This is a genomic window from Sphingobium scionense (genome assembly GCF_014197035.1).
GTDB lineage: Bacteria > Pseudomonadota > Alphaproteobacteria > Sphingomonadales > Sphingomonadaceae > Sphingobium > Sphingobium scionense.
Genome location: NZ_JACIEU010000039.1, coordinates 20175 through 31861 on the forward strand (window position 1 = coordinate 20175; position 11687 = coordinate 31861).

The 11687-nt window shown below is 64.1% G+C and carries 12 protein-coding genes; 4 read left to right on the forward strand and 8 right to left on the reverse strand.

Going from position 1 to position 11687, the window contains the following annotated elements; translation table 11 throughout:
* Positions 1-51: 51 nt before the first annotated feature.
* On the forward strand, positions 52-387 hold the full coding sequence (locus tag GGQ90_RS29505; RefSeq protein ID WP_246428448.1) for a hypothetical protein: 336 nt from the start codon (positions 52-54) through the stop codon (positions 385-387).
* Positions 371-1486, forward strand: a complete 1116-nt coding sequence (locus GGQ90_RS26045; protein ID WP_072598918.1) for a relaxase/mobilization nuclease domain-containing protein — start codon at positions 371-373, stop codon at positions 1484-1486. Before GGQ90_RS29505 ends, GGQ90_RS26045 begins: the two co-directional genes overlap by 17 nt.
* Before the next feature lie 84 nt (positions 1487-1570).
* Here GGQ90_RS26045 and GGQ90_RS26050 read toward each other — a convergent pair whose 3' ends face one another.
* From GGQ90_RS26050 to GGQ90_RS26060, 3 genes are read right to left on the reverse strand one after another with little or no spacing between them, the layout of a single operon-like run.
* Entirely contained in the window at positions 1571-2065 is a 495-nt protein-coding gene (locus GGQ90_RS26050) for a DUF2938 domain-containing protein (protein WP_072598917.1), read from the reverse strand.
* Complete coding sequence (locus GGQ90_RS26055; RefSeq protein ID WP_246428449.1) at positions 2062-3282, reverse strand: MFS transporter; 1221 nt, start codon at positions 3280-3282, stop codon at positions 2062-2064. Before GGQ90_RS26055 ends, GGQ90_RS26050 begins: the two co-directional genes overlap by 4 nt.
* Positions 3283-3306: 24 nt before the next feature.
* Entirely contained in the window at positions 3307-4626 is a 1320-nt protein-coding gene (locus tag GGQ90_RS26060; protein ID WP_072598915.1) for a tetratricopeptide repeat protein, read from the reverse strand.
* 106 nt (positions 4627-4732) lie between these two features.
* Between GGQ90_RS26060 and GGQ90_RS26065 the strand changes: the two genes are divergently transcribed.
* On the forward strand, positions 4733-5548 hold the full coding sequence (locus GGQ90_RS26065) for an AraC family transcriptional regulator (RefSeq protein ID WP_223178460.1): 816 nt from the start codon (positions 4733-4735) through the stop codon (positions 5546-5548).
* A gap of 100 nt (positions 5549-5648) precedes the next feature.
* On the opposite strand, the gene GGQ90_RS29510 is transcribed toward GGQ90_RS26065, so the two are convergent.
* The 5 genes from GGQ90_RS29510 to GGQ90_RS26090 all read right to left on the reverse strand — a co-directional run bounded on the left by GGQ90_RS29510 (position 5649) and on the right by GGQ90_RS26090 (position 10773).
* The gene (locus tag GGQ90_RS29510; protein ID WP_226998731.1) at positions 5649-5825 is read right to left on the reverse strand and encodes a DsrE family protein; all 177 of its coding nucleotides are present in this window, start codon (positions 5823-5825) and stop codon (positions 5649-5651) included.
* Positions 5826-6023: 198 nt separating this feature from the next.
* Positions 6024-6683 carry a TetR/AcrR family transcriptional regulator gene (locus GGQ90_RS29925; protein ID WP_072598914.1) on the reverse strand — a complete coding sequence of 220 codons (660 nt, stop codon included), beginning with the start codon at positions 6681-6683 and terminating at the stop codon, positions 6024-6026.
* 9 nt (positions 6684-6692) lie between these two features.
* Positions 6693-8183: a DHA2 family efflux MFS transporter permease subunit gene (locus tag GGQ90_RS26080; RefSeq protein WP_162274423.1), complete on the reverse strand. Its 1491-nt coding sequence runs from the start codon at positions 8181-8183 to the stop codon at positions 6693-6695.
* A 46-nt stretch (positions 8184-8229) separates the two neighbouring features.
* Positions 8230-9339 carry an HlyD family secretion protein gene (locus tag GGQ90_RS26085; RefSeq protein ID WP_072598912.1) on the reverse strand — a complete coding sequence of 370 codons (1110 nt, stop codon included), beginning with the start codon at positions 9337-9339 and terminating at the stop codon, positions 8230-8232.
* A gap of 12 nt (positions 9340-9351) precedes the next feature.
* Positions 9352-10773 carry an efflux transporter outer membrane subunit gene (locus tag GGQ90_RS26090; RefSeq protein WP_072598911.1) on the reverse strand — a complete coding sequence of 474 codons (1422 nt, stop codon included), beginning with the start codon at positions 10771-10773 and terminating at the stop codon, positions 9352-9354.
* Positions 10774-10860: 87 nt separating this feature from the next.
* Between GGQ90_RS26090 and GGQ90_RS26095 the strand changes: the two genes are divergently transcribed.
* Positions 10861-11514, forward strand: a complete 654-nt coding sequence (locus tag GGQ90_RS26095; RefSeq protein ID WP_072598910.1) for a TetR/AcrR family transcriptional regulator — start codon at positions 10861-10863, stop codon at positions 11512-11514.
* The last annotated feature ends 173 nt before the right edge of the window (positions 11515-11687 follow it).

Genomic DNA, 11687 nt, shown 5'->3' on the forward strand with positions numbered 1-11687 from the left:
GTGCGTCGATCCCGCCGCGTCGAAATCCGCTTGTCCGATGAGGAGCTTGGGTTGCTCGACCAGGCGGCCGCAGAACGCGGGCTTACGCGCAATGTCTGGGTCGCGACGTTGGTGCAACATCGGCTTCGTGACGACGCGCCGCCGGCGCTTCCGGAGCGGCAGGCGCTTGCCGATGCTTGGCGGCAGATCAGGCGCGTCGGCCTCAATATCAATCAGGCGGTCCATGCCCTTCATTCCGCGACGATGACGGACTCCCGGCTTGATCTTGCACGCGAGGCGGCGCGGGTCGCGGCCATGCGCGAAGATGTGACTGAACAGACGCGCGCGATTGGCCAAGCCCTCAAGGGCGACCTGTCCTACTGGAGAGGCGATGATGAACGAGGATGATGTGCTCGCGCTACCTTCGCTCATGGAGGCATGGCGGCCGCCTATAGGCGGCAAGCGATCCGTGAGAGGGGCCACGCTGCGTTTATCGAGCGGGCGGGGAAGGGGACATGCGGCGGATAGTGCGCGCGCAAAGCTGGCGCGTATCGTGCGTAAGGCGCCCGAGGTGGTGGTCAAGGTTTCAGGACGACAGCGCGGCGGCGGGCATCTGAGCGCCCATCTCGAATATATCGGACGTCACGGCAAACTGGACGTCGAGACAGGCGATGGAGAGCGGATCGCCAGCGTCGCAGGGTTAAGGGAACTGGCGGCCGAATGGGAAGCGCTGGACGACGCTACCAATCGGGGCCGGTCGCGTCCGACCTCCATATCCATGGTGCTGTCCATGCCAGCAGGAATCCCGGCTGATATCGTTCACGACGCCGCACGGGCCTTTGCGCGCGTTGAGCTGGGGGAACGATTCAGCTACGCCATGGCGCTCCATACTGATACCGGCCACCCGCACGTCCACATCACGGTCGCGGCTGAAGGCTATCAGGGCGTGCGGTTCAATCCACGCAAGGCCGACTTGCACGCATTTCGTGAGAGCTTCGCCCATGAATTGCGGGCGCGCGGCGTAGAGGCCGAAGCAACGCCGAGACGTGCCCGTGGCATCGTCCGGAAGGCTGATCCATCCGCGGTGCGGCAGATCGAGCTGCGTGGGAACCGCAGGCCAAAAGATAGGGGAGGGGAGTCCGTTCGCCTTCGACGCCGGACCTTGGACGAGGCGGCTCGGATCGCACGCGCGCCGGAGGCGGAGTATCGGCCTCAGGACGATCAGGCATTGCGACGCCAGCGGGCGATTAGGGGAGCCTATGAGCAAGCGGCGAGGACGCTTGAGGGCAGCGGCAGGCCGGAGGACCGGGCGCTGGCTGCGGAGGTCCGCAATTTTGTCGCTGATATGCCGTTGCCGCTCTCGCGACGCCTGACCCTGGCGGTGCAGATCGGCCAGCGTGATCGCCGCGCGGTAGCAGGGCAGGGGGGTGAACCAGACCGCGAGAGCGGGAGGAAGGAACAGGAACGCCGGGCCGCGCGCGACGATTGGCGTGGCCGCCGGCGCTGAGATCCATGGTTCGGTTCATCTCGAAAGCACCGCTCCCGACCCGAGCAGACCGCAAAGTCATAAGAGCGGTTTCCAGGAGTTGGATCATATTGCCGCTTCGAGCAGTCGTGCCGTAAGATACATGCCGCCGCCGAACACCGAATGGCCGATCATGCTTTTCAGCCGGGTCACATTGGGTTTGGGCGTGCGCGATCCGGCGATCCCCATGCCCATGCCCGGCATCATCACGAAATAGGGCAGAACCAGCAGCGCCAGCGCGAGGATCAGCGGGGCGGAGAGATCAGGGGCATCGAGCCATCCGCTTCCCCAGATAGCCACCAGCAGCAGCCCGTAGCCGACGCCGATGACATAGTGGAAGATCCAGCCCAGAGCATGTTCGCCGGGCACGGGCGGGGCTTGTCCGATATTGGGCTGAATGAACCAGCCTTCCGGCATGTGTCCGATCCAGCGGCCGACCATCTTCCAGTTGGTCGCTGGCGCGCCAAACAGGCGCTGCGCGAGAGCGGCATAGATATCGAGGATGACGGTGCCACCGACACCGATCAGCACGGCTCGAACAATGACCTCTGCTGCCGTCATGCGCTTTCCCTTTCGATCGACAGGGAAGGGCGCACGACCGCCGATAGCGCCAGCGCAGCCACGGCAAGGGCAAGCGGCGCGAACGACACCCACAGCACGGAACTCCATCCATGCGAGGCGAGCAGCCCACCCGATGAGAAGGAGCCGACCGCCATCGTGCCGAACACGAGGAAATCGTTGAGCGCCTGAACGCGCGTCTTCTCTTCGGGCCGATGGCATTCGAGCACCAGCGCGGAGGCGCCGATGAAGCCGAAATTCCAGCCCACGCCCAAAAGGATCAGCGTTGCCCAGAAATGGGCGACGTCGATCCCGGCGAGGCCGACAGCGGCGGAAAGCCCGATGAGCGCCAGACCGACTGCCACCACGCGCTCCGCGCCGAAGCGCGTGATAAGCCGCCCGGTGAAGAAGCTGGGGGCATACATGGCGATGACGTGCCATTGCAGGCCGAGGTTGGAGTTTGCCTGGCTATGGCCGCACATCCGCATGGCGAGCGGCGCGGCGGTCATCAGGAAGTTCATCAGCATGTAGGACACCGCGCCACAGGTCGCCGCGAGAATGAAGCGCGGTTGCCGCGCAATGACCGCCAGCGGCCGCCCCCCAGCCAATTCGGCGGTGGTCGGCATCGGGAGCCGCACGCCCGTCAGCACGATTGCCGACAGCGCCGCGACTACTGCCTGGGCGATGAAGGTTGCCGCGAACATATGCGGCGGCCACAGGTCCATGGTGAAGGTGACGAGTTGGGGTCCGATCACGCCGGCGGCGACCCCGCCCGCCATGACGATCGAGAGCGCGCGCGGTCGCCATTCCGGTTCGACGCAATCGGCTGCGGCGAAGCGGAAGGAGAGAACCACGGCGGCATAGGCACCGCCGAAAAATGTCGCGAGACAGAAGATCCAGAACGATCCGAGAATGACCGCCAGTGCCGCCAGCAGCCCCGCCAGGACACCGCCCACGGTTCCGGCGAGAAATGCTGCGCGTCGCCCGTAGTGATGGGCGATCTTGCCGGTTGGGAGGATGCAGGCTGCCATGCCCACCACGAAGATCGAGATCGGCAGAGTCGCCAGCGCCTTGTCGGGGGCGAGCATGGCGCCAATGATCGCGCCAGTCGCATAGATGACGGTCGAATTGGCCCCGGCGAGCGCCTGTGCCAGCGAAAGGCGGAGGATGTTGCCGCGTTGCTCGCGCCTGCTTCCGATCTCGGGCGCGTGCTGTTCCAAAGATATGTTCGCGTTCGTCATGGTTCAGGCGGCCAGTTCGGTGAGCCAGCGCGTGTCGCGCGGCGAGGGGCGTCGATGGAGGCGGCGATCGAGAAGCGCGCGAGCTTTTTGCGCTTCGCCAGCGCGCATCAGGGCGACGAGAAGCGTATCCTCGATCACTTCGCGCTGGGCGTTGCTGCCGCCGATCCGGGCGAAATCCATCGTCATCGGTTCGAGGATATGCGCGCATCCGGCGTTATCGCCTTCGGCGAAGGCCAGCGCGGCGCGGCCGATGGCGGGGACGATCGCGCCCGCGCCGATCGCGCCGTTGGCGACCAGTTCGTCCAGCGCGGCGATGCGGCGGCCGAGCGCCGCGCTGTCGCCGGTTGCCGCTTCGAGCAGCGCTATATGCGGGTCGACGAAAGCATGGCCGGGCTTGGGAAAGACCCGCCGCGCATAGTCGGCCGCATCCTCCCAAAGTCCTTCGGGAACGGCATGGCCATAGGCTTGCAGCCGCCAGAGGAGCGAGGCGGCGTCGCTGACGATGTTGATCGGCGTCCCCAGCGATACCGAATGCCGCACCGTGCCGTCATAGATGGCGAGCGCCGTATCGACGTCGCCCCGCTCCAGTGCGGCGAGGGCGGCGTGCCAGGCGATATGCCCGTGGAGGATGCCGCTGCGGTCGTAATCGGGAAGCCACTGCGCGATCAGCGCTTCCGCTTCGCGATTGGCGCCTGCCTCGAACATGGCGTGGGCCAGCGCGTGGGCGCAATTGGCGTTATGGCGGCGCAGTTCGATCGCGCGTTCCAGCATCGCGCGGCCGTGCGCGACCTCGCCATTTTCGGCCAGCGCCCAGCCCCGATAGGTGAGGAACCACCAGTCATCGTCGGCGAAATGCGCGGCATGACGCTCGCACAGGTCGACCTTGGCCTGGTTGTGTTCGGCCATGCCGGAAAAGGCGAACAGGCCGAAAGCGCCGAGCGGTAGCGACAGGACGAGCGTATCGCGGGGCCAGCGTTCCACATGGGCGAGCGCGGCTTTCAGCGCGTCTTGCGACTTGCCGTTTATGGCGAGCGCCAGCACCTCGACATGGCTCGCCTCTCGTTCGGAAAGAGTGGCTGTGGCCTTATCCTGCGCGATTGCGATACGCGCCCGCGCTTCGCTGGGCTGGGCACGCATCGCATGAAGCCGGGCGCGGGCCGCGTGGGCGAGGGCGAAATCCGGATCGGCCTCGATCGCAGCGTCGAGATTTTCCGCCGCTCCCGGCCAGGCCGCGAGCATGAACGCTATGCCGTCGCGATAAAGCGCGGCCGCCTCATCCGATGCGGTTGAAAGGGAGAGTTCGTAATTGTCGAAACGCGCCATGGCGGCTCTTTCCAGATTCTCGTGCTGTAGATGACGCACGCCGCCGGGCGTCACGATTTATCATATCTGCTTTTAATATGTCGGTCTTTCGATTATCCGACATATCATGTATAATATCGGCCAATATTCGCCCATGTCGGGCTGGCAGTCGATAGAAGCGCCCGCCGACGCGCCTTCGCCAGCACCGATGACCGTGCGCGCACAGACTGTCCCGGCACGATGCTACTTCCCTGAGCACAGCCATGATTGGGGACAGCTTGTCTATGCCATCTCCGGTGTGCTTGCCGTCAGTATCGCCGGACGATCGTTCGTCATTTCCCCCGAACAGGCCGTGTGGCTTCCCGCCGGGATCACGCACCGCGTAGGATCATTGCTTGGCGCTCAGTTTCGCAGCCTGTGGATCGCGAACGAGGCCGTCTCCGCGCTTCCAGAGGAGCCCACGGTCTTTCCTGTCAGCGCACTTCTGAAAGCCCTGATCGCCGAAGCCGCGCACCTGCATGGCGAGGAAGATGACCCCGGATATGCTGACCGGGTGACACAAATGATCCTCGATCAGCTCCGTCGCGCCATCCCTGTTTCGGCCGCTCTGCCTTGGCCGCGTGACGAAGCGCTCGCGCGCCTGTGCGAAGCGCTCTACGCCGATCCGGCCGATCCCCGTTCAGCTGAGGATTGGGCACGCGATCTGGGCATGTCCTCGCGAACATTGAGTCGACGCTTCGAGGTGGAAATCGGCATGACGCTGCGATCGTGGCGGCGGCGGATGCGGCTGTTCAAAGCCATCGAGCTATTGGGAGGGGGCATGGACGTCACCAGAACCGCGCTGGACCTTGGCTATGGTTCCCCATCGGCTTTCATCTACGCGTTCCGGATGGAGCTGGGAGTCAGTCCGCGATCCTATATGCGAGATGAGATCGCGTTCTGACTGCCGAAGGCGTCGAAGGCTATTCCAACGGCAGGCTTAAGACTGCCTTATGCGATCGCTCAGTCCACGACATCTGCGCTGCTGTAAAGCGGGGCGGCTGCTATCCAGGGATGACCGCCCAGCCTTTCAATTGCAGATTGGCCAGCGTGACCATGGCCGCGAGGTCGATCATCACATCCTTTGCGACGTCATTTCGCTCGATTTTCTGGTTGGCGAGGGCGTGGCTGCACACATGGATAGCGACGCCAGCGCGTTGCAGCTCCTCTATGAGCCACATGTTCGGATTGGCCCGATGCCGTTGACGAACTGCCCCATCTGACCGAGCGTGCGTTGTTCCGCATAGGCAAGAGAGGCTTTCGGTTAACGAGATCGCCAAGCGCCTCACCATTGATCCGAAAGAGGCGGTCGAGCGACTATCACATGGTCTAGGCTATGTCCGCGAGCCTTTGAGCGTCGCGGGTTGATATGTGGAGACTTACCTGACTCTTCGGGGTCGAGCGCCATAGCCATGGAGGAATATGTCCACCGCCTCGGCCGCCTCTCTCGCGATCGCGTCGGCCGAGCTGTCTGGTTTCAATCCGCACATTCGCCGGACGAGCATTCGGCACATGCATATTTCAAGAAGCTGCTCGGCCGCCCTTAAGCTGGCCGGCGCCCGTGCGCGGCGCTGGAGCCGACCAGAACGAATCAGATCTTCAAGAAGTTCGGACAGAATCATGTGGTGTCGCTGGAGCACCTTACGATAATAGGCGCGGCCCAACTCTGGAAAGCGCGCGCCCTCAGCGACGATAAGGCGAAACACTGTTTCGGCCAACGGCGTCAGCATGGCGGACATGAACTTTGCGCAATAGTCGCTCAGTCGCTGTCGCACATCGCCGTGCAAAGGGGCACTGCCGCATGGTTCGAGTTCATCCAGCCAGGTGGAGAGGGCGGCTGCGAACAGATCCTCCTTTGACGGGAAATAGGCCCAAAGCGTGGCTTTTGACCCCCCAATTTCGGCCGCGATGGCGGACATGGAAGCACCGCCGAACCCATGTTCAGCGAAGTGCCGCTGTGCGACTGTGATGATGGCGCAGCGCCGTTCCTCGCGTTTGTTTCCGCGCCGCTGTTCCTCGCTTTCGCTCTTGCGCGGCACGGAACGTCCTCAATGGCTTACCTGTTTCAGCGGTCCCTTGGGCCGTTTCGCGAGCCAAACTACCGCCGCGAAGATCAGGATGAGGATAGTCGCCATCGCATAGAAATCGTTGGTAGCGAGCATCACGGCCTGCATGTCGACCATTCTGGAGAAGGCGGCGAGACCCGAACCGGGCTGTAATCCCGGCAGCGGGGCAGGGGTCATGGTCGGATCGATGATCGCGACCAGTTCGGCCCGATTTCCCTTCGTCGCATTCTCCCAATAGGTCGAGGTCAACGACGCGCCGACCGCCATTGCCATGATGCGGATGAAGTTCTGCAATCCCGACCCGTTCGCGATCTTTTCGGGGGGCAGCTCCGACACGCCGAGCGACGTGAGGGTGACAAGGCAGGCCGGGACGCCTGCGCCCAGCACGAACATGGGGATCGCGACCGACATGAAATCGGCCTGCGCGTTCAGATGCGCGCGCATGAAGAAGGAGATGGCGAGGACCACCATCCCGTAGGTGACGATGAGCCGCGGGTCGATCTTGCCCATGAGCCGCCCGACGATCGGGGCGGTCACGACCGCCAATATCCCCATTGGCGCGGTCGCGAAGCCCGCCCAGGTCGCCGTGTAGCCCATCATCTGCTGGAGCCAGAGCGGTGTCAGCACGATGTTGCCGAAGAACAGGCCGAACATGAGACCGAGCGACATGGTGGAGACGAGCCACGTCCGGTTTTTGAACACCGACAGGTCGATTACCGGATCATCGTCGGTCAGTTCCCACAGGATGAGCGCTCCGAGCGCGATCGCCGCGACGATCGCCATCCAGACGATGAAGGAGGATGAGAACCAGTCGAGTTCGCGTCCCTTGTCGATCATAGTCTGGAAGGCGCTGACGAACACCACCAGGAGCATCAGGCCCACCATGTCGATCCGGCTGCGCGCGATCGGCGTTTCGCGGTTTCGCATCAGCCACCAGACCACGCTGCCAACAGCAATCCCGAAGAAGATGTTGATGTAGAAGATCCAGCCCCAATGATAATTGTCGGAGATATAGCCGCCCAGGATTGGACCGAAGATCGGCGCGACCACCGTGGTCATGCCCCAGATGGCGAGAGCGATGTTGCTCTTGTCCTTGGGAAAGACCGATATGAGCAGGGTGGAGGAAAGCGGAATGATCGGTCCGCCGGCGAAGCCTTGCAGGATGCGGAACAGGACGAGGAAGCCGAGCGAGCCGGACAGGCCGCACAGGATCGAGCAGATCACGAACGCAATGACGCAGGCCGTGAACAGCCGCACCTCCCCGAACCGGCGCGAGAGCCAGCCCGTGAGCGGAACCGTGATGGCCTCGGCGACCGCATAGGCCGTGATGATCCACGTTCCCTCGGTGGTCGAAACCCCAAGATCGCCCGATATCGTCGGCATCGCCACATTGGCGATCGTCGTGTCGAGCACGACCATGAAGTTGCCGAACGACAGGGCAGCGGCCGCCATGGCGAGCTTTGCGCCCGTCATCGGCGGATAGCCGCCCCCCCCATGCGAAGCATCGCTTGCGGACATTTTACCGTGCCTCTGACAGATCGACCGTCGCGTGCATCGAAAGTCCGACGCGCAGCGGATGCTCTTTCAGTTCCTTCGGATCGAGCCGGATGCGGACGGGCAGGCGCTGCACGACCTTGATCCAGTTTCCGGTGGCGTTCTGCGCCGGGATCGCGGCGAAGGCCGAACCCGATCCGCCCGCGAAGCCTTCCACGCGGCCATGATACACTACGTCCGAGCCATAGAGGTCCGAGGTCAGCCGCGCGGTCTGGCCGGGCCGGACCCGCTTGAGCTGGCCTTCCTTGAAGTTGGCGTCGACATACATATTCTGGACAGGAACGACGACCATCAGCGGCACGCCCGGCTGCACGCGCTGGCCGACCGCGACATGGCGCTGATCCACGACACCATCGACCGGCGCGCGAATCACGGCGCGCGAAAGGTCCACCTTCGCCTGATCGAGCCGGGCCTTCGCGGCGAGGACTTCCGGGTTGGTTTCGACGGTGCTGTTCTCGATAAGCGCCTGGTTGGCGCGCCGTGCGCCCGTGGCGGCCGCCACGCGCGCCTTGGCCTGCGTCACCGCTGCCCGCGCTACGCGAACCGCCGTCTGCGAATCCGACAGCTCCTGCTGCGAGATCGCGCCGGGGCCGGCGAGACGCTGGCGACGCCGCTCATCGAGGAGCGCCTTGTCGAGATCGGCCTGTGCTCGAACGAGATCAGCCTGGCCAACGTCCACCTGGCTCGCGAGGTTCGCGTCATTTTCCTGGACCTGCCGGACCTGACGGCGGGCGCGGCCCAGCGCCGCCTCGGCCTGGGCGACCGCGAGCCGCAGATCGGTGTCGTCCAGTTCGACGAGCACGTCACCGGCGTGCACCGCCTGCGTATTGACCACGGCCACGCGCTTGACCGGGCCGCCGACCAGCGGCGTCACCTGTGCGACCTCGACATTGGTATAGGCGTTCTCGGTCGATTCCGTGTCGCCGGCGAGGAAGGTCGCCCATATCCACCAGCATAGCGCGATCAGCAGGATTGCGCCGCCGAAAATGAGGAAAAGGCGCTTTCGCTTCCCGCTCCTGGATGGAGGAGGGGCGTCCTGCATGTCGTGGTCTTGTTCAAGAGTGGCGTCGGTCATGGCTGTTCCCAATCAAGAGTTGCTGTCGCTGGCCGGGACAGCCGCTTTGAAGCCGCCGCCCAAGGCTTTCGCCAAGGCGATGTCGAGGATGAAGCCCCGCAGGCGCAGGGCGGCCGCTTGCTCGCGAGCGGTCAGAAGCGCGTCCTCGCTGATGAGGACCGATTGATAGTCGGACAGGCCGCCCTCATAACGCATGTTGGCAAGGCTGTAGGCTGCCTCCTGACGGGCGACCGCCGCATTCGTCCTGTCCACCCGCTCATGGAGCGCGCGAAGTGACGTCGCCGCATCGGCGGCTTGATGGAGCGCCTGAAGCAGCGTTTCGTTGTAGGTTGCGACCGCCGCGTCATAATCGCCCCGCGCGCCGCGATAGCGCGCACTCAACCGTCCGCCCTGAAAAATGGGTAGGCTGATCGCCGGTCCAAACGAACCGATCACAGAATCCGATTTGAACAGATTGTCGAGACCGAACGAGGCAAGCCCGATCAGGCCGCTGATATTGACGTTCGGATAAAAGCCGGCGCGAGCGACACCAATGCGCTCGGCGGCGGCTTCCACCCGCCAGCGGGCCGACACCACCATCGGATTGCGACCGATCAGCTCGACCGGGATGTTGGCGGGGAGGGTGTCGGCGCGGCGGGTCCGAAGCGCGGGCGACTGGATCGACAATCCGCGATCCGGCCCCGCGCCGACCAGCGCGGCCAGCGCATTGCGGCTTAGCCCAATTGCCTCGTTGATCGCGGCAAGCTGGGCTTCGGCGGTTTCCACGCCGCCTTGGGCCTGTTCGAGCGATGTGCGCGGCTCGATGCCGGCATCGAAGCGTCGCGCCACCAGATCGCGCGTGGCCCGCCTGATCCGCACTGCGTCGGTGGCGACGTCCTGGCGGACCAGCAATTGCGCGAAATCGACATAGGTGGTCGCCACGGCCGACGCGAGGGCGAGACGCGCGGTTGCATCATCCGCTTCGACGGCCTGCCTTTCGGACACCGTCGCCCGCAACGCCTTCCGGTTCTTGCCCCATAGGTCGAGGTCGTAGCTGAGGCTTCCCAGCCCAGCGACCAGCCAATGCCAGTCGCCATCGGTGGGGAGGCCGATGCTCTGCGTGATGCGGGACTCGCGCCCGGTTACGGTCGCGCCGATGCTCGGCAGCAAGGCGGCGCGCGCCAGTTCGACCTGTGCGCCGGCCATGCGGATGCGCGCGGCGGCTTGCTCGATCGTCGGCGAGTCGCGCAGCGCCTCGTTCACCAGCGTATCGAGCTGCGAGTCCTCGAAGGATCGCCACCATTCGTCATTAGGCCAGTCTTGCGCCGTGCCCGCCAGCGAGCGCGACGATGAGAAGGTGCCGGGTTGGGCCGGCTCGGGTCGCGGGCCGAGATCGGGGATGCTCGCGCATCCGCTCAGCCCCGCCACCATCACGAGAGTTGCTAGTCGCCGCATTGTCCACCGTTGGTAATATCTGTTATCGGCTTGACTGGTAAGGTAACGTGTATTACCCGTCAAGGGGAAAGGCGAATGGAGTTACAAATGGCCACAGCCACCCGCGCTAAGCGTCCTTCCAAGGACAGCAGGCGCGCCGCCATCCTTGAAGCGGCGGCACAGGTTTTCTTCGAGCAGGGCTATGCCGCCACCAGCATCGACGCGGTGATCGAGCGGTCTGGCGGGTCGAAGCGGACGATCTACAATGAGTTCGGGAGCAAGGAGGGCCTATTCACGGCGCTGGTGTCCGAGAGCGCGGACACGGCGCTTTCAGCGCTTTCGGCTGACGGTTTTGAAGGCCGTAGCCTTGAGGGAATCCTTCTCGGTTTTGGGCGACTGCTTCTCAAGATGTATATGTCGCCGGGGCTGATCGGTGTTTATCGGTCGATCATGCCCGAAGCGGGGCGCTTTCCTGAACTGGCGAAGGATTTCTTCGAGAAGGGGCCGGGGCGCGCGTCGGATCGACTCGCCGAGGTTCTGGAATCGGCTCGCGATCGCGGCGAGATCCAGCTCGAAGATTGTCGAGCGGCGGCCGATCACTTTGTCGGCATGTTCCGCGGTAATCTCCATCTGCGTGTCGTTCTCGGTCTCCAACCGCCGCCCACTTCCGCCGAAGTCGAAGCGGCAGTGAGGTCGGCTGTCGGGATATTCCTCCACGGAATCTACGGCGACGACCGCGAGGGGAGGGCGAAAGGCAGGTGAGATATGACCGCACATTCAGAGTGCCCGACCGATGAAACCGCCAACGTCTCGCCGGGATCATCGGGACCGGGCATCGACCTAGTGGATTGATTCCAACACTTGGTGCCCGCGCCGTACAGCGGCTATAATTTCGTCCGGATCGGCCTTCCAGATGAAAGGTCGGGGGTCCTCGT

Bases quoted from the DNA above. Each gene is read 5' to 3' on its own strand.
- GGQ90_RS26080 (WP_162274423.1), bottom strand. From the start codon at position 8,183: ATGACGGGCGCAAAGCTCGCCATGGCGGCCGCTGCCCTGTCGTTCGGC.
- GGQ90_RS29510 (WP_226998731.1), bottom strand. From the start codon at position 5,825: ATGTGGCTCATAGAGGAGCTGCAACGCGCTGGCGTCGCTATCCATGTG.
- GGQ90_RS26060 (WP_072598915.1), bottom strand. From the start codon at position 4,626: ATGGCGCGTTTCGACAATTACGAACTCTCCCTTTCAACCGCATCGGAT.
- GGQ90_RS26050 (WP_072598917.1), bottom strand. From the start codon at position 2,065: ATGACGGCAGCAGAGGTCATTGTTCGAGCCGTGCTGATCGGTGTCGGT.
- GGQ90_RS26090 (WP_072598911.1), bottom strand. From the start codon at position 10,773: ATGCGGCGACTAGCAACTCTCGTGATGGTGGCGGGGCTGAGCGGATGC.
- GGQ90_RS26065 (WP_223178460.1), top strand. From the start codon at position 4,733: ATGTATAATATCGGCCAATATTCGCCCATGTCGGGCTGGCAGTCGATA.
- GGQ90_RS26095 (WP_072598910.1), top strand. From the start codon at position 10,861: ATGGCCACAGCCACCCGCGCTAAGCGTCCTTCCAAGGACAGCAGGCGC.
- GGQ90_RS26085 (WP_072598912.1), bottom strand. From the start codon at position 9,339: ATGACCGACGCCACTCTTGAACAAGACCACGACATGCAGGACGCCCCT.
- GGQ90_RS26045 (WP_072598918.1), top strand. From the start codon at position 371: ATGATGAACGAGGATGATGTGCTCGCGCTACCTTCGCTCATGGAGGCA.